Raw genomic sequence first — 20641 nt, 5'->3', positions numbered from 1 at the left:
GGGCTCCTCAGGCTTCGGCGCTGGCTTTGATCAGGCGGTCGTAGGCGTCCTGATCCAGCAGTTGGCCGACAGCGGCGGCATCGGCGGGAATGAAGCGGAAGAACCAGCCTTCACCCAGCGGATCTTCGTTGACCAGTTCCGGGCTGTCTTCCAGGGCCGGGTTGGTGGCGACCACTTCACCGTCCAGGGGCATGTACACGCCGCTGGCGGCCTTTACCGATTCCACGGTGGCGGCTTCGGCGCCCTTGTCGTAGCTCTGCAGCTCTGGCAGTTGCACAAACACCACATCACCCAGAGCGTTCTGGGCGAAAGCCGTGATGCCGACGGTGACACTGCCATCCGCTTCGCTACGCAGCCATTCGTGATCTTCAGTAAAACGCAACTCGCTCATGGAAACTCCTCAAGGGCCAGACTCGTCTGGTGGACGCGATTGAATGCTCGTGCAGGGCCGAGCCGAATGACAATGTCCATAGCAAGAACACGGCCAATAAATACTTAATCCTTTAAAAACAATGGCTTGAGTGTTTTTCTCTTTGGCCTGAAATTTTCGCGTGTAGCGAAATCGCTACACCTGATGCTGTAGAAAAAAGGCTTTGAGGATCAAAGCCTTGCACGGCAGCGATTACAAGGCTGTGTAGCGAAATCGTTCCGCTGTAGCGCTTTCAGTACAGTTGCAGGTCGTTTCTAGAACGGTAGACGCGGCGGGGAGGTAGGAGCTGGCTTGCCAGCGAAAGCACCCTTAAGAGCGACACAGGGCTTGAGGGCCTCTTCGCCGGCGAGCCGGCTCCTACGGGTGAGGGGGCAGGTCAGGCCTTGCTGGGGATGCCGTATTTGCGCAGGCGATGGGCGATGGCGGTATGGGAGGTCTGCAGGCGGTTGGCCAGTTGCCGGGTCGAAGGGTAGTTGCTGTAGAGGTTTTCCAGCAGTTCCTTCTCGAAGGCTTCCACTGCCTGTTCCAGGCTCTCGACTTCGGTATCGTTCTGTCGTGCCACCGAGGTGCCGGCGATGTCCAGGTCGCCGATATCCACCAGGTTGCTTTCGCAGATCGCAGCGGCGCGAAAGATCACGTTTTGCAACTGCCGCACGTTGCCCGGCCAGCGGTTGCCCAGCAGGGCGGGGTAGGTGCCCGGGGTCAGGCGACACACCGGGCGCTGGATCTGCGCGCAGGCCTGCTGCATGAAGTAGCGGGCCAGCAGCAGGATGTCCTGGCCACGTTCGCGCAGCGGCGGCACTTCGACATTCAATACGTTGAGGCGGTAGAACAGGTCTTCGCGGAAGCTGCCTTCGCCGACCATCTTTTCCAGGTCACGATGGGTGGCGCTGAGGATGCGCACATTGACCTTGATCTCGCGATCGCCACCGACCCGGCGAAAACTGCCGTCATTGAGAAAACGCAGCAGCTTGGCCTGCAGGTAAGGCGACATCTCGCCGATCTCATCGAGAAACACCGTGCCCTGGTTGGCCAGCTCCATCAGCCCCGGCTTGCCGCCGCGCTGGGCCCCGGTGAAGGCCCCGGGGGCGTAGCCGAACAGTTCGCTCTCGGCGAGGTTTTCCGGCAGTGCTGCGCAGTTCAGGGCCAGGAAGGGCGCACTGTGCCGAGCGCTGATGGCGTGGCAGGCGCGGGCCACCAGCTCCTTGCCGGTGCCGGTTTCCCCTTGGATCAACAGCGGTGCATCCAGGGCCGCGACCCTTTGGGCCCGGGCCTTGAGCGTGCGAATTGCCGGGGATTCGCCGAGCAGGGCATCGAAGCCTTCGGCGTGATCATGGTGCAGGGCCGAGAGTCGCTCGCCGATGCGGTTGGGTTGATACAGGGTCAGCAGCGCGCCGGCATCGGTAATGGGCGTGGCATCCAGCAGCAGCGTCTGTCCGTTGACCATGATTTCCCGCAGCGGCAGGCGAAAGCCGTTTTCCAGCAGGGCCTCCAGCAGTGCGGCATCGGCAAACAGTTCGGCGACGCTTTCTCCCGCCGGTTCACGACCATACAGGGCGATCAGCGCCGGGTTGGCCAGCAATACCTTGCCGGCGCTGTCCAGGGCCAGTACCGGATCGGTCATGGCCGCCAGCAAGGCGTCCAACTGCAAGTGGCGACGCTGGCCGGGCAGGATATCGACCACCGTTACCGCCTGCACGCCCTGTACGTTGAACAGCGCATCACGCAACTCTTCCAGTACCTGGGGGCTCAGGGTCGGGGCGTCGATATAGACGTTGGGCGGCACCATCTCCACCGCATCCAGGTTGAGATTGCGTCCGCCCAGCAGGGCCAGGACTTCCTGGGTAATGCCGACGCGGTCGATGAAACTGACGTGGATACGCATGGGATGACAGAAGATTCTGGGACACTGAAGTGCGCCAGTATGCCTTGGGCGAGGGCCTTAGTCGAAATCGATGGGGCGTTGTAGGAGCCGGCGTGCCGGCAAGCCGGCTCCTACAGAAGGGGGGTCATGCCAGGTGTTCGGGGTTGATCGGGTCGCCGGGCTTGACGTTCAGTTGCTTGCGTACGTCTTCGAACATCTCGTCGTAGTACTTGTGCATGGAGGCAATGCTGGCGCTCTTGGGCAAGCCGTACTGCTGGGCGATGCGGGTGGCGTGACGGGCGAAGTCAAAGGCCAGGTCCTTGGCCAGGAAGAACTGCTCTTTCAAGGATTTGTCTTCAATGGTGCCGTGCAGGGTGAACAGCATGCCATGACCCTCCTTGGGGTCCTGGGCCAGTTCGTAGTCGATGCACAGGTTGTAGCTGAAGTCGTCCTTGCTCAGCGCATGGCGCTCTATATGCAGGTGACCGGGCTCAAACATGGCCATAGGCGTCTCTCCTCCAGGGCTTTGAATGAGGGCAGGCAGCGGGCCTGCCCCGTGTTCTCACAGCAAGCGTCTTACAGGTAGCTGATGCCGGCTTTCGCTGTGCTGATGCGGGTGCCGGCCTTGCCCTGGACGATCGCTTCGATGTCCGAGAGTGAACCGATCACCGCGACTTTGCCAGTGTGGCGGGCAAATTCGCAGGCGGCCTGGACCTTGGGCCCCATGGAGCCGGCGGCAAAGCCCAGCTTGTCCATTTCATCCGGGTGGGCCTGGGCGATGGCCTTCTGGGTCGGCTTGCCGAAGTCGATGAATGCCGCGTTGACGTCGGTGGCGATCACTAGCAGATCGGCTTCGAGTTGCTCGGCCAGCAGCGCCGAACACAGGTCCTTGTCGATCACCGCCTCGATGCCCTTGAGCTTGCCGTCCTCGCCGTACATCGTCGGAATGCCGCCACCGCCGGCGCAGATCACGATGCTGCTCTTTTCCAGCAGCCACTTGATCGGGCGGATCTCGAAGATGCGCTTGGGTTTCGGGCTGGCCACCACCCGGCGGTACTTGTCGCCGTCCGGGGCGATGGCCCAGCCTTTCTCCTTGGCCAGCTTCTCGGCCTCTTCCTGGCTGTAGACCGGGCCGATGGGCTTGGTCGGGTTCTTGAAGGCCGGGTCCTTGGCGTCCACTTCCACCTGGGTCAGCAAGGTGGCGAAGGGCACCTCGAAGTCCAGCAGGTTGCCCAGTTCCTGTTCGATGATGTAGCCGATCATGCCTTCGGTCTCGGCACCGAGCACGTCCAGCGGGTAGGGCGAAACCTGGGTGTAGGCGGCGGCCTGCAGCGACAGCAGGCCCACTTGCGGGCCATTGCCGTGAGCAATCACCAACTGGTTGCCGGGATGGATCTTGGCGATCTGTTCGGTGGCGATGCGGATATTGGCGCGTTGGTTGTCCGCGGTCATGGGTTCACCACGGCGGAGCAGGGCGTTACCGCCCAGTGCAACGACGATACGCATAATGCAGTCCTTCTAGAGGTTGCAGGCGCTGGCAAGCCAGCACCTGCAGGGGAGGCGGGTTAGAGGTCGGCCAGGGTCGAAACCAGGATCGCCTTGATGGTGTGCATGCGGTTCTCCGCTTGCTCGAAGGCGATGCAGGCCGGGGACTCAAATACGTCGTCGGTGACTTCGATGCCGTTGGCCAGGTGCGGATACTGCTCGGCGATCTGCTTGCCCACCTTGGTGTCGCTGTTGTGGAAGGCCGGCAGGCAGTGCATGAACTTGGTCCGCGGGTTGCCGGTGGCTTTCATCAGCTGGGCGTTGACCTGGTACGGCAGCAGTTGCTCGATGCGCTCGGCCCAGGCTTCCACCGGCTCGCCCATGGAGACCCAGACGTCGGTGTGGATGAAGTCCACGCCCTTGACCGCGGCCTTCGGGTCTTCGGTGAGGGTGATGCGGGCACCGCTTTCCTCGGCGTATTGCTTGCAGCGCTGCACCAGGTCGTCATGGGGCCACAGCGCCTTGGGCGCGCAGATGCGCACGTCCATGCCGAGCTTGGCGCCCACCAGCAGCAGCGAGTTGCCCATGTTGTTGCGGGCGTCCCCCAGGTAGGCGTAGCTGATCTCGTGGATCGGCTTGTCGGCGTGTTCACGCATGGTCAGCACGTCGGCGATCATCTGGGTTGGGTGGTATTCGTCGGTCAGGCCGTTGAACACCGGGACGCCTGCGAATTTCGCCAGTTCTTCGACGATTTCCTGCTTGAAGCCGCGGTACTCGATGGCGTCGTACATGCGCCCCAGCACCCGGGCGGTGTCCTTCATGCTTTCCTTGTGGCCGATCTGCGACGAGTTGGGGTCGATGTAGGTGACGTTGGCGCCCTGGTCATAGGCGGCCACTTCGAAGGCGCAACGGGTGCGGGTCGAGGTCTTTTCGAAGATCAGGGCGATGTTGTTGCCCTTGAGGTGCTGCTGCTCGGTGCCGGTGTACTTGGCGCGCTTGAGGTCACGGGACAGGTCCAGCAGGTAGCGCAGTTCGCGTGGGGTGTGGTGTTCCAGGCTCAGCAGGTTACGGTTGTGGATGTTGAACGCCATGATTAATTTCCTCGGATTCGGTAATCGGTCCGACCGGCGCCGGGTAGGCGCGGTCGGAGAGGGTGTCGTCTAAAGGCTCAGTAGTCGATCGGATCGCGGATGATCGGGCAGGTCATGCAGTGACCACCGCCACGGCCGCGACCCAGTTCGCCGGCGCTGATGGTGATGACCTCGACCCCGGCCTTGCGCAGCAGGGTGTTGGTGTAGGTGTTGCGGTCGTAGCCGATGACCACGCCCGGCTCCACGGCCACCACGTTGTTGCCGTCGTCCCATTGCTCGCGCTCGGCGGCGAAGCTGTTGCCACCGGTTTCCACCACGCGCAGGGCCTTGAGGTTGAGGGCCTTGGCCACGGTGTCGAGGAAGCTGGTTTCTTCGCGGCGCACGTCAATGCCGCCCGGTTTGCTTTCGTCAGGGCGCAGGCTGAAGGCGACGATCTGGCTCACCACTTCCGGGAAGACTGTGACCAGGTCGCGGTCGCAGAAGCTGAACACGGTATCCAGGTGCATGGCCGCGCGGGACTTCGGCAGGCCGGCAACGATCACCCGTTCCACGGCCTTGTGCTTGAACAGGCTCAGTGCCAGTTGGCCGATGGCCTGGCGCGAGGAGCGTTCGCCCATGCCGATCAGGACCACGCCATTGCCGATAGGCATCACGTCGCCGCCTTCCAGGGTGGCATTGCCGTGTTCCTGGTCGGGGTCGCCGTACCAGATCTGGAAGTCGGCGTGGGTGAACTCGGGGTGGAATTTGTAGATGGCAGTGGTCAGCAGGGTTTCCTGACGTCGCGCCGGCCAGTACATCGGGTTCAGGGTCACGCCACCGTAGATCCAGCAAGTGGTGTCGCGGGTGAACTGAGTGTTGGGCAGCGGCGGCAGGATGAAGCTGGAGTGGCCGAGGAAGTCGCGGAACATCTCGATGGTCTTGCCGCCGAAGCTGCTGGGCAGGTCGTCGGCGGAGACGCCGCCGATGAGGAACTCGGCGACCTTGCGTGGTTCCAGGCTGCGCAGCCACGAGCCGACTTCGTTGACCAGGCCCAGGCCGACCTGATTGGCGGTGATCTTGCGCTCCAGAATCCAGTCCAGGGCTTCGGGGATGGCGACGATGTCGGTCAGCAGGTTGTGCATTTCCAGCACATCAATGTCCCGCTCGCGCATCTTGGTGACGAAGTCGAAATGGTCGCGTTTGGCCTGGGCCACCCACAGCACATCATCGAACAGCAGTTCGTCGCAGTTGTTCGGGGTCAGCCGCTGGTGGGCCAGGCCTGGGGAGCAAACCATGACTTTGCGCAGTTTACCGGCTTCGGAATGGACGCCGTACTTAACTTTTTCCGTGGTCATTACTGTGATCCTCCAGAGACAAAACAATCGGGTGTTGCTTGAAAGGCGGTGTTACAGGGTCAGGAAGCCGTCGTAGAGCCCGTAGGCCGCCACCAGGGCGCCTATGACCACCGCGGCAAAAATCAGCTTCTCGACGTTGGTGAAAATCGGTTTGTGCAGTTCCATCTTGGCCTTGGCGAACAGCACCACGCCGGGGGCGTAGAGCAGGGCCGAGAGCAGCAGGTACTTGACCCCGCCGGCATACAGCAGCCACATCGCGTAGAGCAGGGCGATGCCGCCGATGATCAGGTCCTTCTTGCGCTCGGCCAGGGCTTGTTCGTAGCTTTCGCCGCGCACCGCCAGCAGCACCGCGTAGGCCGCGGACCACAGATAGGGCACCAGGATCATCGAGGTGGCGAGGTAGATCAGCGACAGGTAGGTGCTGGCCGAGAACAGGGTGATGACCAGGAAGATCTGCACCATGGCATTGGTCAGCCACAGGGCGTTGGCCGGTACATGGTTGGCGTTCTCGCGGCGCAGGAACTCCGGCATGGTGTGGTCCTTGGCCGCGGCGAACATGATCTCCGCACACAGCAGCACCCAGGACAGCAGCGCCCCCAGCAGCGAGATGATCAGGCCGACGCTGATCAGCACCGCGCCCCAGTGGCCCACCACATGCTCCAGCACGGCAGCCATGGACGGGTTCTGCAGCTTGGCCAGTTCCGGCTGGGTCATGATCCCCAGGGACAGCACGTTCACCAGCACCAGGAACAGCAGCACGGTGATGAAGCCGATGACAGTGGCCTTGCCCACGTCCGAGCGCTTTTCCGCCCGGGAGGAGAAGATGCTGGCGCCCTCGATGCCGATGAACACCCAGACGGTGACCAGCATCATATTGCGCACCTGGTTCATCACGCTGCCCAGGTCCGGGTTCTTCACGCCCCAGATGTCGGCGGTGAAGATGTCCAGCTTGAAGGCGAACAGGGCAATCAGCACGAACAGCAGCAGCGGTACGACCTTGGCGACCGTGGTCACCAGGTTGATGAAGGCCGCCTCCTTGATGCCGCGCAGCACCAGGAAGTGCACGGCCCAGAGCAGCACCGAGGCACCGATCACCGCGGCCGGGGTGTTGCCCTCGCCGAAGATCGGGAAGAAATAGCCCAAGGTGCTGAACAGCAGGACGAAATAGCCGACGTTGCCCAGCCAGGCGCTGATCCAGTAGCCCCAGGCTGACGAGAAACCCATGTAGTCGCCGAATCCGGCCTTGGCGTAGGCATATACACCACCGTCCAGATCAGGTTTGCGATTGGCCAGGGTCTGGAAGACAAATGCCAGGGTCAACATGCCGACAGCGGTAATTGCCCAACCAATAAGAACTGCACCGACATCGGCGCTGGCTGCCATATTTTGCGGTAAGGAGAAGATCCCGCCGCCAATCATGGAACCCACTACCAGGGCGACTAAGGCGCCCAGTCTTAGTTTACCGGGGGATTCAGACATTGCGTGACTCCAATGCAGGAGAAGAGAGACTTCAGAGTAAATCTGCTGGCAATCCGAACAGCTGACTTAGATCAGTTCATCGCTACATTCCGTTGTGAATGAATGACTTAAGATTTATTACGGGAGGTAGAATGCTGCCCTGAAAGGGCCATTCCAGACGCTTTGTGATCTCCTAATCAGTAGGGGTTCTCATTACCGACGATGTTTGAAACTAGACCCTTTTGCAGAATGTGCAAATCTTTACGGGTGTTTATTAATCACTTACTGATGATGGCACTTAGTACATTTACAGAACAAAACACTCGGTTATTCAGTGTCTTCTGCAGGGTATCTAAAGCCAGTGCGGATAAAGGATGATTAATTGACTGTTACTGTTAGACGCACGTTTGTAGACGTTATTTAATAAACTTCAGGTTTATCGCCAGATCGACTCACTGAGGCAGAGGTAGGGATGACACAACCGGCGCAGAAGCTTCAACTCGGTGCACTGATCGCTCTGGTCGTGGGTTCCATGATTGGCGGTGGGATCTTTTCCCTGCCGCAGAACATGGCCGCCCGGGCAGATGCCGGTGCGGTGCTGATCGGCTGGGGAATTACCGCTGTGGGCATGCTGACCCTGGCGTTCGTTTTCCAGACCCTGGCCAATCGCAAGCCGGAGCTGGATTCCGGAGTCTATGCCTATGCCAAGGCCGGATTCGGCGACTACATGGGCTTCTCGTCCGCCTGGGGTTACTGGATCAGTGCCTGGCTGGGCAACGTCGGCTACTTCGTCCTGCTGTTCAGTACCCTGGGCTATTTCTTCCCAGTGTTCGGCCAGGGCAATACCCCGGTGGCCATCGGTTGTGCGTCATTGCTGCTGTGGGCCGTGCATTTTCTGGTGCTGCGCGGGATCAAGGAGGCGGCCTTCATCAACCAATTGACCACGGTGGCGAAGATTGTGCCGCTGGTGATGTTCATCGTCATTGCGGCCGTGGCGTTCAAGGCCGACATCTTCACCCGCGATATCTGGGGCCGCAGCAATCCGAATTTTGGCGGGGTGATGGACCAGGTGCGCAACATGATGCTGGTCACGGTATTCGTGTTCATCGGCATCGAGGGCGCCAGCGTCTACTCGGCCCGGGCGCAGAAACGCGCGGACGTCGGACGGGCCACGGTGATCGGCTTCCTGGGGGTGCTGGCGCTGCTGGTGTTGGTGAATGTGCTGTCCCTGGGGATCATGAGCCAGCCTGAACTGGCCAAGCTGCAGAACCCTTCCCTGGCAGCGGTGCTGGAACATATCGTCGGCCCCTGGGGCGCCTTGCTGATCAGCATTGGCCTGGCGATTTCCCTGCTGGGGGCGCTGTTGTCCTGGGCCCTGCTGTGCGCGGAGATTCTCTACGCGACCGCCCGGGACCGGACCATGCCGGCGTTCCTGAAGAAGGAGAACGCCAACCATGTGCCGGTCAATGCCCTGTGGCTGACCAACGTGATGATCCAGATCTTCCTGTTGATCACCCTGTTTTCCGCCGGCACCTATACCAGCCTGATCTATTTGGCATCGTCGATGATCCTGGTGCCCTACCTGTGGTCGGCGGCCTACGCGGTGTTGCTCAGCGGCCGTGGGGAAACCTACGAGCAAGCCTCCCGGGAGCGGATGAAGGACCTGTTCATCGCCGTCGTGGCCCTGAGCTACGCCATCTGGCTGTTGTACGCCGGCGGCTTGAAGTACCTGCTGCTGTCGGCGCTGCTCTATGCGCCCGGGGTGATTCTGTTTGCCCAGGCCAAGCGCGAGCAGGGCCAGCCGCTGTTCACCCCGCTGGAAAAGCTGATCTTCAGTGCTGTGATCATCGGCGCTTCGCTGGCGGCTTATGGCCTGTACAGCGGTCTGCTGGCGCTGTGATCGAGGGCTCATCACCATTGGGGGCGATGGGCGCCCAGGGTGCCGGCGGGGCAATCCCACTGCACGGGAGTTCCTGCGATATGCAACGGCACCCGCAGGCGTCGGGCCGGTCCCCAAGGGGGCTGTTCCTGAACCAGCCCCTGATCGTCAGCGTCTTCCGAGCGTAGCGGCGTTGCGTTTTCCGCTGACGGGCAATGCTCAACCAGAAGCTTGGCGGTGCGCGCCAGGGACAGGCGCGCCGAGCGGCCCTGGCCGCCGCTCAAGGACAGGTTCAGGGCCCGCAGAGCGCTGGCGGCCATCAGGTAGCCGGTGGCGTGATCCAGGGCCTGGACCGGCAGTGGCAGCGGTTGGTCCGCAGCTTTCCAGTCCATTCCGGCTGCGGCGATGCCGGCGCTCATCTGTACCAGGCTGTCGAAGCCCCGGCGGTTGCGCCAGGGGCCGCTCCAGCCATAGGCGTTGAGGCTGACCTCGATCAGCCCCGGGGCGATGCGCTGGCGTGCCTCGGCGTGGTAACCCAGGTGTTCCAGGGCATCGGCGCGATAGCCGTGCAGCAGCAGGTCGGCGTCGGCCAGCAGGCCCTCGAATACCGCGCGCTGTTCAAGGTCGTGCAGGTCCAGGCGTGCGCAGCGCTTGCCCAGGGTCACCTCCGGCTCCAGGGCCGGTTCGTTCCAGCCCGGCGGGTCGATGCGCAGTACCTCGGCGCCCAGCCCCGCCAGCAGGCGGCTGGCCACGGGGCCGGCCAGGACCCGGGTCAGGTCCAGCACCTTCAGTCCGGCCAGGGGCCGGGCGCTGGAACCGCTCCAGGTGCTTGGCCGCGAGCCGCTGTGCGGCAGCCAGTGCACCAGGGGTTCGGCGTTGACGGTCTGACCCTGCGGGTGCGCCTGCCACTGCGCCCAACTGCGCATCTGCGCGGCGCAACCGCCTTGATCGACGATGGCCTGTTCCAGCTCCAGCGCGTCCCAGGTGGCCACTCGGGCGGCCATCGCGTCGCGCCCGGTCACCGCGCCCAGCACCCGTTCGGCGGCGGCGCGGTGGTGGGGCGCGTTGGTGTGCAGACGAATCCAGCCGTCGCGGCTGGGGTAATCCCCAGCAATCGGGTCCCAGGGAGAGGGCAGGCTCCAGCCTTGCGGGCGGATTGAACCGGCGAACCAGAACGAGGCCAGGCGCCGGTCGACGCTGACCTCTGGCCGGCGTCCGGTCTGGCTGTACAGCAGTTCGGCCAGGGCTTGCCCGGCGGCGGCGATGCTGGCGCAGGCCAGGTCGGTCACGGCGAAGGCCGAGGGCAGGGCGCCCTGGCCGGTTTGTCGGACGCTTGCGGGCGCCAGGCCCAGCGCGGCCTGGAGGGTGACCAGTAGTTCGGTCATGACGCACTCCCCGGTTCAGAGGAGGGCATTGCACCCTGAAACCGCCGCCCCTGTCGATCACCCCCGGTCATCGGCCGCGGCGGGCGGCCGGGGGGCGAGAACCTGCGCTTATACCCGGAATTGATCCATCAGCTTCATCTGCTGGGTCGCCAGGGCATTGAGCTGGCTACTGACCTGGGCTGACTCGCTGGCTTGCTCGGTCAGGGTCTCGGTCACGCTGCGAATCGCCGAGACGTTGCGGTTGACCTCTTCGGCCACCGCGCTCTGCTCCTCGGCGGCGCTGGCGATCTGCAGGTTCATGTCGCTGATCACGGTGACCGCGTCGCTGATCTTGCCCAGGGCCTGGACCGCTTGCTGGATCTGCCCGGCGTTGTTCTGCGCCTGGCTCTGGCTGGCGTGCATGGTGCTGACCACATCGCGGGTGCCGCTCTGGATGCGTTCGATCACCACGCGGATTTCCTCCACCGAGTCCTGGGTGCGCTTGGCCAGGTTGCGCACTTCATCGGCGACCACGGCAAAGCCGCGGCCGCTTTCGCCGGCACGGGCCGCCTCGATGGCGGCGTTGAGGGCCAGAAGGTTGGTCTGCTCGGCGATGCTGCGGATCACCTCCAGCACCGAGCCGATCTGCTCGCTGCTCACCGCCAGGGCTTCGACTTCACCCACCGCCTTGCTCACCTCGTCGGCCAGCAGGCTGATGTCCCGGGTGCTGCGTTCGATGATGCTCATGCCTTCCTTGGCCGACTGGTCGGCGCCACGGGCGGCCTGGGCGGCGTTGGACGCACTGCTGGCGACTTCGTGGGCGGTGGCGCTCATTTCGTTGGAGGCGGTGGCCACCTGGTCGATCTCGCGGAACTGCACTTGCATGCCTTCGCTGGTCTGGCGGGCGATTTCCGAAGACTGGTCGGCGGTGCCGCGGGCCTCGATGATGCTTTGCTTGATCTGGGCAATGGTCGGTTGCAGCTTGTCGAGGAAACGGTTGAACCAACTCACCAGCTCGCCCAGTTCGTCTTTCTTGCTGTAGTTCAGGCGCTGGGTCAGGTCGCCGTCGCCGCTGGCGATGGCCTGGAGCATCTGCGCCACGCTGTTGATCGGCCGGGTCACGCCGGAGGCGCTGAGCCACATCAACAGCAGGCCCAGCAGGCCGGCACCGACGGCGACCAGCAGGGTTTTCAGGGTGCCGCTGGTCTGGGCTTGATCCAGCAGGGTTTGCAGCTTGACCGAGTCCGCCAGCAGCACCTGTTGTGGCAGGTCGATGGTCACGCCCCAGGCCTTGGCATCGGCAATCGGGCTGAAGGGATAGACCGCGCGGATCAGGTCGCCTTGCTGGAGGATTTTCGATGGGCTGCCGCTGAGTGTTGCGAGGATGTCCTTGCCCTGGGCGCCATAGGTTTCATTGATGTTCTTGCCGACCTGGCCGGCATCGGTGCCGACAGCGGCCAGCAGCCCACTACCGGCGAGGATCATCATGTGCCCGGCTCCGTCGAACAGGTCCCGCTGTGCCTCGACAGCGGCGGCTTGCAGGGAGTCCAGGGCGATGTCGACGCCAATCACCCCCAGCACCTTGCCGTCCACCAGCAGGGGCAGGGAGATGGTGGTCATCAGCACTTGTTTCTTGTCCTGGCCGATGGTGTCGGCATAGGGATCGAGCAAGCAGATGCGTCGGGTGTCCCGGGGGCAGGTGTACCAGATGTTGTAGGGTGTGCCGCTGAGGTTGAGGGTGGTCTTGGTCATGTCCTCCTCAGCCATCACGGTATTGAGTTGCTGGCCGCCGGCGCGACTCCAGTAGCTAGCAAAACGTCCGCGCTCGTTGGAGGCCCGGGTGGCATCGTTGGCGAACTCGCTGTCCTTGCCATCCAGGGCATTGGGCTCATAGGCGAGCCAGATGCCGAGCACCTTGGGGTTGCGCTCGAAGGCGGTTTTCAGGCTGCGGTTGAGTTCTTCGCGCAGCGCTGCCGCATCCAGGCCGCGCTGGTTGGCCAGGTCTCGTAGGTCCCGGACCTGATCCGCCAGGGCGGTGATCACCAGCTGGCTTTCGCCGAAGGTCTTCTGAATGTGTGCCGCTTGTTCGGCTGCCTTGGCCTGCAGCAGGTCCTCGACACCGGCCGTCAGCATCTGCGTGCTGGAGGTGTTGACCAGTTGGTTGTTCTGCTGGCTTTGATAGATGTTCATGCCGACGATCAGCGCCACCACGCCCAACAGGCACAGTCCAGACAACAGCACGATTTTCAGGCGGATGGAGAGAGAGTCGAACATGAGGCGATCTCGCGAAAGGACGGATGGTAAGCACGGAATCGGTTGATTCCGGTCGCCAAGTCCTTTCAGCGCCATGTTTGGAACATCGGCTTGGCCAGCTTTTGCGTGAGGTTTAGCCGACGAACGGTAGGTATGAGGCCTTCGCCGCGTAGGCGCCGGCTTACCAGCGAAAAGGTCCGTGAACTTCATGGCAATGCTGAGGGCGCTCTACCCGGCAAGCGGGCTGTTACAGAGGCGGGGTGCAGGTTTGCGGCAGGGCTTCGGGGCGCGACCAGATCCACAGGTTGCCCAGGGTCATGCCAGCGATGGCGGCGTACATCGTCCAGTGATGATTGAGCAGGGTCAGCATCAGGCCGGCGCACAGCAGCATGCTGAGGGTGGCGCTGACTTTGGCCTTGCGGCTGACAATCCGGCCGTTACGCCAGTTGCAGAGGATCGGGCCGAACAGCCGGTGGTTCTCCATCCAGGCACTCAGGCGTGGCGAACTCTTGGTAGCGGCCCAGGCGGCCAGGAGGATGAATTCGGTGGTCGGCAGGCCCGGTACGACGATGGCGATCAGGCCGATAGCCAGGCTGATATAGGCCAGCACGCCAAACAGCAGGCGGGATATTTTCGACGAGGAGGGGCGAGTGGGGGTCATGGCTTCGATGATGAGGTAACGCGTCGTGTGGCTCAATCCGGGGAAGATGCCGGCCGACAAAATACCGCTGTGGGCAGGGCAGAGGGGTCAGCCGCCACCGTGCCCACAACGTCGGGGTCAGGCCGGTTGCGCGGCGCTGGAGTAAGCCTGCTCCAGCAGTACGGTGAAGCGGTTGAAGGCATCCAGGGCGCCTTTTTCCGCTGCGGCTTCTTCTTCGGCGGTGAATTCCAGGCCGTCGAGGATGCGGGTGAAGGTCTTCCAGCCTTCGGCACGGCCACCGGCCGGTTCGCCCAGGTGCCGGGCGCCGAAGGTTTCGCTCAGGCCCAGGCCCACGGCGCGCTTGATCAGGAACGCGGCGCCGAGCTTGGAACCCTCGGAAACGAAGATCCAGCCCAGGGCTTCGGCCTTGCTCGGGTTGCGCACGGCGCCGGCTACCGGTGCTGGCACTTCAGTATCCAGGTCCGCCAGGTCGGCCTTGGCCGCTTCGGCGCGGCAGCGCTCGGCCAGGTCAGGCACGATGCGGTTCAGTTCGGCATCGTTGTACAGCTCCACCAGTTCCGACTGGAACAGGTATTGGGCGACCACGAAGCGGGCGAAGGCGCCCTGGGTTTCAAACGGTGCGTGGGCCTTGACCAGGGCGTCGAGCTTGGAATGGGGCTCGTGGGTGATCTGGTTCAGACGCTGGGAGCGCAGGTGATGACGCTGGGAGGAATCCTGGGAGGTCATGCAGATGTCCTTGAGAATGAGAGGCACTTAGTGACTAGACGAACAAGAAGACGCGACACAGTAAAAAATCCTCACTGCCCCGGATGAAAAAGGGCAGTGAGGCGGTTTGGGGTCAGATGTCCCACACCAGGTTGACCGAGAAGTTGCGGCCCGGCTGGGTCAGGCGGTCGAGGTTGGCGGGTGCGGTTTGTCCGGCCTCACCGACACTGTCGTAGCCGCGCACGTCGTCCCAGTTCCAGTATTTCTTGTCGGTCAGGTTGTACAGGCCGGCGTTCACGGTGAGGTCATCGGTGACCTTGTAGAAGCCGCTGAGGTCGAGGATGCCGTAGCCCGGTGTCTTGAACTGACCGCTGGTGGCGCGGCCATCCGGGGCCTTGAAGGTGCTGTTGTCGACCCGGTCCTTGCGTTTGACCAGGGTCCAGCTCAGCAGCGCGCCATAGTTGTCCTGGTCGTAGCCGAGGCCAAATACGCCCTTGAGCGGGTTGACACTGTTGATCGGCTCGCCGTTGTCATTGTTGCGACCGTAGGCGTAGGCCAGCGAGCCGATGCTGTACAGGCCCTGTGGTGCACCGAAGGCATCGAGGTTCAGACGGCCCCTGGCTTCGGCGCCCTTGATGGTGGCGTGTTTGATGTTGTTGCTCTGGATCACCGATTGCAGTGCGCCGGCGGTGATGGCGTCTTCGTTGATGAAGTCGCGGTACTGGTTGTAGAACACCGAGACATCGAAGGAGCCTGCGTCGAAGTTGCCGCGCAGGCCGGTTTCATAACCTTTGCTGGTTTCTGGCTTGAGGTTGGAGTTGGGCTCGACCACGTACCCGGTGGCGAGGTTTTCAAAGCGGCCGTAGAGCGCCTTGGCCGACGGCGTGCGGAAGCCCTCGGAATACTGGCCATAGGCCGTGTAGTGCTCGTCGAAGGCGTAGGTCAGGCCGAACTTGGGCGAAACCCGGTGCCAGGTCTTCTTGTCGTCGCTGACCGGAAAGTTGCCGGTAGGGTTGGCGACATTGAGGAACTCCTGGGTCAGTTTCGGCTTGAGCTGGGTGTAGTCGTAGCGCAGGCCAGGGGTGAAGGTCCAGGCATTCCAGCTGATCTGGTCCTGGGCGAACAGGCTGTAGGTGCTGACGGTGGGGTCCGGGAAGTCGCTGGATTTTTTCACGCTGTCGCTGGCGCTTGGGCTGGGTGCGCCAACCGCGGTGCAGCCGCCGCCGACTTTCAGGCAAGTGGCGGTGCCGTAGCGCGAGCCGGTGACCTTCTGCTGCTTGAGGGTGGTGCCGTAGGTCAGCTGGTGCTCGGTTTCACCCAGGCTGAAGGCCTTGTCCATCTGGGCGTCGAATACCCACTGCTTCTCCTGGTAGAGGGTTTCGCGCTGGCGCAGCACGTCGCGGGCAATGTTGTAGCGTTCGCTGGTGGTCTGGTCGGTCTTGGCGATCTGGTAGTTCAGGCTCCACTTGATCTGGTCGGCGATCGGCGATTGCACGGCGAAGCTGTTTTCCAGGCCGAAGCGCTCACGGGTGATGGTGTCGTTGCCGACCCGCGAGCGATACCAGTTCTGACCGACGCCGTTGAGAAACAGGCCGCCTACTGCGCTTTTCTGGTTGGTGTCGCGGTCATCCTTGTACTTTTCGTACGTCAGGCCCAGGCGAGCATCCGGTGCATAGTTCCAGCCGAGCTTGGCCAGGACGTTGGTGGTGCGGGCGTCTTCCGGGTTGGCGGCGGTGCGGTTGAGGCCGGTGCCGTTGTTGCTGCCATAGGACTCGGTTTCGTGGCCATCACGCCGGCTCAGATGCAGCAGGGCGTCGAAGTCGCTGGCCCGGCCGGCGACGGTGGCGGATTTCAGCCAGCTTTCGTCAGCCGAGCTGTAGCCGCTCTTCAGGCGCGCGCCAACGTCCTGGCCGGGTTTGATGATGTCGTCGGCGTCCAGGGTGTAGTAGCTGACGGCGCCGCCGATGGCGCTGCTGCCGTAGAGCACCGAGGCCGGGCCACGGAGGATTTCCACGCGCTTGACGATTTCCGGGTCGACATAGTTGCGGTTGGTCTTGGCGTAGGGACCGCTGAAGAAGTGATCCGGCACTTCCACGCCATCGACCTGGGTGAGAATCCGGTCGCTGTCGATGCCGCGGATGTTGTAGCCGCTGAGTCCTGCGCGCTGACCTGCACCACCGACGGACACCCCAGGCTCGTAGCGCACCAGATCCTTGATGGTGTTGACGTTCTGGCGGTCCAGTTCTTCCCGGGTCTGCACGCTCACGGTGCTCGGCACCGAGTTGATGTCCTGCTCCTGGCGGGTAGCGCTAATGGTCACTTGCTGCAGGTTCACCACGTTGGCGCCGCTGCGCTTCTCCAGGACGATGCTGTTGTTGCCCAGTTTGCGGTAGCTCAGGCTGGTGCCGCTGAGCAGCCGATCCAGGGCCTTTTCCGGCGGCAGCGAGCCGCGTACGCCGGGGGAGGCAACGCCGGAGCCCTGCTCAGCGGGCAGGCCCACTTGCCAGCCGGTGACCGCGGTAAAGGCATTGAGCGCCGAGACCAGAGGTTGCTCGGCAATGGCGAAGTTGTAGTTGCCCATGCGCTGGCTGGAAGGCGCCGGGGCATCGGCGGCCATGACAGGAGTGGCGTGAGCGCCGGCCAGCAGGATCGCTGCGGTGAGCAGCGACAGCGTGCAGTTCTGCAGACGGGTACAGGGAACAGAGGATCGGCTGTTGAGGCGAGGGGACATCGAGAGCGCTCCGGGTCGCACGAATCTTATAGGTGCAGACACGCATTAAAAATGCGAATCAGTTGCATTGGCTATAACGAGACGTATGACCCATGGCTATCGCGTAAAAATAATTATTCTCAGTTGAGAATCACCAGCGCCGGGAATTCCGAGAGTCGCGCCGAGGTGATATGGGCCAGGGAACGCAACACATCCAGGGGCTGGTCCAGGCGGTAGTTGCCGGTGACCGCAACACTTGCCAACTGCTCGTTGTTGTTGACGATCCAGCCCGGGTAATAACGCCGCAGTTCCGCCAGCACCTGATTGAGGGGGCAGTTCTCGAACACCAGGCGCCCCTCGACCCAGGCCAGGTCCTTGCCAGCATCGAGCTTGGCCGGGCGCTCAAACCCCTGAGGGCCGACGCGTACGCTTTCTCCGGCCCTCAAGCGAATGCGCTGGTCGGCGTGGGTCGCCCGCAGGTCGATATCGCCGCGTTGCACCTGGACTTGGGCGATGCCGTCCAGATAGCGCACGGCGAAGGCGGTGTCGCCCACGCTGGCCTTGACCGGACCGGCGTCCAGTTCCAGGGGCCGGCCGAGAGTGGCCGGGATCTCGAAGAAGGCTTCGCCCTGGTACAGCCGAGCCACGCGCTGGTGATCGTTGATCTGGCTGGAAAACGCCGAGTTGGTGTTGAGCAGGACTTTCGAGCCGTCTTCCAGTTGCAGGCGCTGGCGTTCACCCACCAGGGTCAGGTGGTCGGCCTGCAGGCGCAGGGGCAGGTTGCTGAAGCTGAACAGCCCAAGCACCAGCACCGCGGCGGTGGCCAGGGGCTTCCAGTGGGGGCGCAGGCGAGCCAGGCGTGAAACCTTCGGTGCAGGGGCGGCCAGGGCCTGGGCACAGAGCGCCACTTGCGGTCCGTTCCAGATGGCCTGGGCCTTTTCGAAGGCCTGGGCATTGAGCGGTGAAGCCGCCAGCCACTGATGAAACTGGCGCACGTGTTCCTCGTTCGGATGTTCCAGCTCGATCAGCCAATCCAGCGCCTGATCCATGGCAAGGGTGCTTGAGTGCGAGCCGGCAGGGGTGGGCGGCTCGGCGCTGTGAAAATCCGTCACGGGTGTTCCTCGGCGGCGTCTGTGCGCAGCTGTTTTTTCAAGAGAGAGCGAAAGCCGGCCAAGGTTAACAAAGGCCTGGGGCTGACGCAGTCATTGTGCTCAGCGGTTGAGACTCACTGGCCGTCGAGACGTTCGGCGACGCCGATGCAGATGGCCATGATCAATTTCAGTTCCTTTTGCACGGTGCTCAGCGACACCCCGAGTGCGTCGGCGATCTCCTGATAGCTGTGGCCGTGCAGGCGGCTGAGGATGAAGATCTGCTGCTGGCGCGGGCTGAGCTGACCGAGGCTGAGGTTCAGGCGTTCGAGCAATTGCTCGGCGTGGGCTGCGTCCTCGGCGCTGCTGAGGGGAGCGGCGACGCTCTCCACCACCTCCGGTGGCACATCTTCCAGCAGGGTGCGGCCCTGGATACGCCGGGCCCGCAGGTGGTCGAGCGCCAGGTTGCGTGCAGTCTGGAACACGAAGGGCTCAAGGTGGGTGATCGGCCGCTCGCTGAGGGCGCGGGTCACCCGCAGATAGGTTTCCTGCAGCAGGTCTTCGGCGGTGCTGTGGTTGTTGACCATCCGCTCCAGCGTTCGCAGCAGAGAAATTCGTTGAGTGAGGAAGACGTGGTTGAAGTGCGATTGACTCACAGCAAGGCCTGATCCATTTTTGCAGCAGATGATAATGATTGTCATCTGCGTCAATGGTCAAGCCTTGTGTGATTTATCCCCGAGCGGCCAGGTACGCCTGGTAGTCGGGAATCCGGTGTTCATGGGCCTGGCTCATCAGTGGGCTGCTGAGCAGATAGTCGGCGCTGCACTCGTTGCAGGCCACGGGAATGTTCCACACCGCCGCCACGCGCAGCAGGGCCTTGATATCCGGATCGTGGGGCTGGGGTTCGAAGGGGTCCCAGAAGAACACCAGCAGGTCGACCCGCTGTTCAGCAATCTGCGCGCCCAGTTGCTGATCGCCGCCCAGAGGGCCGCTGATCATGCTTTGCACCGGCAGTCCCAGGCGTTTGCTCAGCAGCAGCCCGGTGGTGCCGGTGGCCAGCAGTTCATGTTCGGCCAGGCGTGACTTCTGCCGCTCGGCCCAGTCCAGCAGAAAGACCTTGCAGTGGTCATGCGCGACCAGGGCGATGCGCTTGCGCGCCGCCATGGTCTTTTGGGTAAAACTGATACCGATCATCGACGAATATCCGTTTTATTCCGCGTTGCACAGGGCCAGGCAGTTATCCAGCATGCGGTTGGAGAAGCCCCACTCGTTGTCGTACCAGGCCAGCACCTTGAGCAAGCGACCGCCGCTGACCTTGGTGTGGTTGGCGTCGAAGATCGACGACAGCGGGTTGTGATTGAAGTCGCTGGAGACCAGCGGCAGGGTGTTGTAGCCGAGGATCTTCGAATGCTGGCTGGCACTCTTGAGCAGGGCGTTGACCTCTTCGGCGGTGGTGTCGCGCTTGAGGGTCACGGTCAGGTCCACCAGGGATACGTTGATCACCGGTACCCGCACTGCCATGCCGGTCAGCTTGCCCGCCAGCTCCGGCAACACCAGGCCCACAGCTTCAGCTGCGCCGGTCTTGCTCGGAATCATGTTCTGGGTGGCCGAACGGGCGCGGTAGGGGTCGCTGTGGTAGACGTCGGTGAGGTTCTGGTCGTTGGTGTAGGCGTGGATGGTGGTCATCAGGCCGTTGTCGATGCCCAGCTCGCGGTGCAGCACCTGGGCCACCGGGGCCAGGCAGTTGGTGGTGCACGAAGCGTTGGAAATGACCTGGTGCGACTGGCGCAGGATGTCGTGGTTGACCCCGTAGACCACGGTGGCGTCGGCGCCTTTGGCCGGGGCCGAGATGATCACTTTGCGGGCGCCGGCAGTAAGATGGGCTGCGGCCTTGGCGCGGTCGGTGAACAGGCCGGTGCATTCGAAGACCACGTCGATCTTTTCCGCGGCCCAGGGCAGTTCGGCCGGGTTGCGGATGGCACTGACGGCAATCCGGTCGCCGTTGACGGTCAGGCTTTCCTGGTCGTGCTGGACTTCGGCGTCGAAGGTGCCGTGGACGGTGTCGTATTTCAGCAGGTGGGCATTGATCGCGCTGTCCCCCAGATCGTTGATGGCGACGATCTGCAGATCCTGACGATAGCCTTGGGTATAGAGTGCGCGCAGGACGTTACGGCCAATACGGCCAAAACCGTTGATTGCGATTCGAAGAGTCATGTGCAAACGCCTGTCGTTAAATTTGTTGTTGGAATTACAAGATTATTCGCATAGAAATAGAAAACAAGCCTTTTTAGTGGCAATATTTTGTCTTATCTACAACGA

At 62.7% G+C, this 20641-nt stretch carries 17 protein-coding genes; 1 reads left to right on the top strand and 16 read right to left on the bottom strand.

The window, feature by feature from the left end; genetic code table 11:
- Positions 1–7 precede the first annotated feature (7 nt).
- The 7 genes from gcvH to arcD (KHO49_RS22695) form a co-directional block, all read right to left on the bottom strand.
- Positions 8–391 (bottom strand): glycine cleavage system protein GcvH, encoded by a 384-nt coding sequence (gene gcvH / locus KHO49_RS22725; RefSeq protein WP_102860578.1) that lies wholly within the window; start codon positions 389–391, stop codon positions 8–10.
- Positions 392–806: 415 nt separating this feature from the next.
- On the bottom strand, positions 807–2315 hold the full coding sequence (gene gcsR, locus KHO49_RS22720; RefSeq protein ID WP_102880674.1) for a transcriptional regulator GcsR: 1509 nt from the start codon (positions 2313–2315) through the stop codon (positions 807–809).
- 124 nt (positions 2316–2439) lie between these two features.
- A complete protein-coding gene (locus KHO49_RS22715) occupies positions 2440–2799 on the bottom strand; it encodes a DUF5064 family protein (protein ID WP_102860580.1) in 360 nt (119 codons plus the stop codon).
- A 71-nt stretch (positions 2800–2870) separates the two neighbouring features.
- Positions 2871–3800 carry a carbamate kinase gene (arcC, locus tag KHO49_RS22710; protein WP_102880673.1) on the bottom strand — a complete coding sequence of 310 codons (930 nt, stop codon included), beginning with the start codon at positions 3798–3800 and terminating at the stop codon, positions 2871–2873.
- 59 nt (positions 3801–3859) lie between these two features.
- Positions 3860–4870, bottom strand: coding sequence for an ornithine carbamoyltransferase (locus KHO49_RS22705; protein WP_015636749.1), 1011 nt, complete (start codon positions 4868–4870; stop codon positions 3860–3862).
- A 77-nt stretch (positions 4871–4947) separates the two neighbouring features.
- Positions 4948–6204, bottom strand: a complete 1257-nt coding sequence (gene arcA / locus KHO49_RS22700; protein WP_102860582.1) for an arginine deiminase — start codon at positions 6202–6204, stop codon at positions 4948–4950.
- A gap of 51 nt (positions 6205–6255) precedes the next feature.
- A complete protein-coding gene (gene arcD / locus KHO49_RS22695) occupies positions 6256–7683 on the bottom strand; it encodes an arginine-ornithine antiporter (RefSeq protein WP_102880672.1) in 1428 nt (475 codons plus the stop codon).
- Positions 7684–8134: 451 nt separating this feature from the next.
- On the opposite strand from arcD (KHO49_RS22695), the gene arcD (KHO49_RS22690) reads away from it, so the two are divergent.
- Complete coding sequence (gene arcD / locus KHO49_RS22690) at positions 8135–9562, top strand: arginine-ornithine antiporter (RefSeq protein ID WP_102880671.1); 1428 nt, start codon at positions 8135–8137, stop codon at positions 9560–9562.
- Positions 9563–9573: 11 nt separating this feature from the next.
- Here the strand turns inward: arcD (KHO49_RS22690) and KHO49_RS22685 are convergent, their stop codons facing one another.
- From KHO49_RS22685 to gap, 9 genes are all read right to left on the bottom strand, one after another.
- Positions 9574–10926, bottom strand: a complete 1353-nt coding sequence (locus KHO49_RS22685; RefSeq protein ID WP_213665851.1) for a CoA transferase — start codon at positions 10924–10926, stop codon at positions 9574–9576.
- 108 nt (positions 10927–11034) lie between these two features.
- Positions 11035–13179 carry a methyl-accepting chemotaxis protein gene (locus tag KHO49_RS22680; RefSeq protein WP_213665850.1) on the bottom strand — a complete coding sequence of 715 codons (2145 nt, stop codon included), beginning with the start codon at positions 13177–13179 and terminating at the stop codon, positions 11035–11037.
- 226 nt (positions 13180–13405) lie between these two features.
- A complete protein-coding gene (locus tag KHO49_RS22675; RefSeq protein ID WP_102880668.1) occupies positions 13406–13819 on the bottom strand; it encodes a YbaN family protein in 414 nt (137 codons plus the stop codon).
- Positions 13820–13936: 117 nt separating this feature from the next.
- Positions 13937–14545, bottom strand: a complete 609-nt coding sequence (locus tag KHO49_RS22670; protein WP_110651420.1) for a biliverdin-producing heme oxygenase — start codon at positions 14543–14545, stop codon at positions 13937–13939.
- 112 nt (positions 14546–14657) lie between these two features.
- The gene (locus KHO49_RS22665; protein ID WP_213665849.1) at positions 14658–17255 is read right to left on the bottom strand and encodes a TonB-dependent receptor; all 2598 of its coding nucleotides are present in this window, start codon (positions 17253–17255) and stop codon (positions 14658–14660) included.
- A 119-nt stretch (positions 17256–17374) separates the two neighbouring features.
- Positions 17375–18346: a FecR family protein gene (locus KHO49_RS22660; protein WP_110594843.1), complete on the bottom strand. Its 972-nt coding sequence runs from the start codon at positions 18344–18346 to the stop codon at positions 17375–17377.
- Between the two features lie 113 nt (positions 18347–18459).
- Positions 18460–18978 (bottom strand): RNA polymerase sigma factor, encoded by a 519-nt coding sequence (locus KHO49_RS22655; protein ID WP_102860591.1) that lies wholly within the window; start codon positions 18976–18978, stop codon positions 18460–18462.
- A 73-nt stretch (positions 18979–19051) separates the two neighbouring features.
- Entirely contained in the window at positions 19052–19516 is a 465-nt protein-coding gene (locus KHO49_RS22650; protein ID WP_102880665.1) for a methylglyoxal synthase, read from the bottom strand.
- Between the two features lie 15 nt (positions 19517–19531).
- Positions 19532–20536 carry a type I glyceraldehyde-3-phosphate dehydrogenase gene (gap, locus tag KHO49_RS22645; protein WP_102880664.1) on the bottom strand — a complete coding sequence of 335 codons (1005 nt, stop codon included), beginning with the start codon at positions 20534–20536 and terminating at the stop codon, positions 19532–19534.
- Positions 20537–20641 lie beyond the last annotated feature (105 nt).

This window comes from Pseudomonas sp. RC4D1 (assembly GCF_018390395.1).
GTDB classification, from domain to species: domain Bacteria; phylum Pseudomonadota; class Gammaproteobacteria; order Pseudomonadales; family Pseudomonadaceae; genus Aquipseudomonas; species Aquipseudomonas danubii.
This window is presented reverse-complemented; position numbering and strand designations above follow the sequence as displayed.

Bases quoted from the DNA above. Each gene is read 5' to 3' on its own strand.
- arcD (WP_102880671.1), top strand. From the start codon at position 8,135: ATGACACAACCGGCGCAGAAGCTTCAACTCGGTGCACTGATCGCTCTG.
- KHO49_RS22670 (WP_110651420.1), bottom strand. From the start codon at position 14,545: ATGACCTCCCAGGATTCCTCCCAGCGTCATCACCTGCGCTCCCAGCGT.
- gap (WP_102880664.1), bottom strand. From the start codon at position 20,536: ATGACTCTTCGAATCGCAATCAACGGTTTTGGCCGTATTGGCCGTAAC.
- gcvH (WP_102860578.1), bottom strand. From the start codon at position 391: ATGAGCGAGTTGCGTTTTACTGAAGATCACGAATGGCTGCGTAGCGAA.
- gcsR (WP_102880674.1), bottom strand. From the start codon at position 2,315: ATGCGTATCCACGTCAGTTTCATCGACCGCGTCGGCATTACCCAGGAA.
- KHO49_RS22715 (WP_102860580.1), bottom strand. From the start codon at position 2,799: ATGGCCATGTTTGAGCCCGGTCACCTGCATATAGAGCGCCATGCGCTG.
- KHO49_RS22685 (WP_213665851.1), bottom strand. From the start codon at position 10,926: ATGACCGAACTACTGGTCACCCTCCAGGCCGCGCTGGGCCTGGCGCCC.
- arcC (WP_102880673.1), bottom strand. From the start codon at position 3,800: ATGCGTATCGTCGTTGCACTGGGCGGTAACGCCCTGCTCCGCCGTGGT.
- KHO49_RS22665 (WP_213665849.1), bottom strand. From the start codon at position 17,255: ATGTCCCCTCGCCTCAACAGCCGATCCTCTGTTCCCTGTACCCGTCTG.
- KHO49_RS22650 (WP_102880665.1), bottom strand. From the start codon at position 19,516: ATGATCGGTATCAGTTTTACCCAAAAGACCATGGCGGCGCGCAAGCGC.
- arcA (WP_102860582.1), bottom strand. From the start codon at position 6,204: ATGACCACGGAAAAAGTTAAGTACGGCGTCCATTCCGAAGCCGGTAAA.
- arcD (WP_102880672.1), bottom strand. From the start codon at position 7,683: ATGTCTGAATCCCCCGGTAAACTAAGACTGGGCGCCTTAGTCGCCCTG.
- KHO49_RS22705 (WP_015636749.1), bottom strand. From the start codon at position 4,870: ATGGCGTTCAACATCCACAACCGTAACCTGCTGAGCCTGGAACACCAC.
- KHO49_RS22680 (WP_213665850.1), bottom strand. From the start codon at position 13,179: ATGTTCGACTCTCTCTCCATCCGCCTGAAAATCGTGCTGTTGTCTGGA.
- KHO49_RS22675 (WP_102880668.1), bottom strand. From the start codon at position 13,819: ATGACCCCCACTCGCCCCTCCTCGTCGAAAATATCCCGCCTGCTGTTT.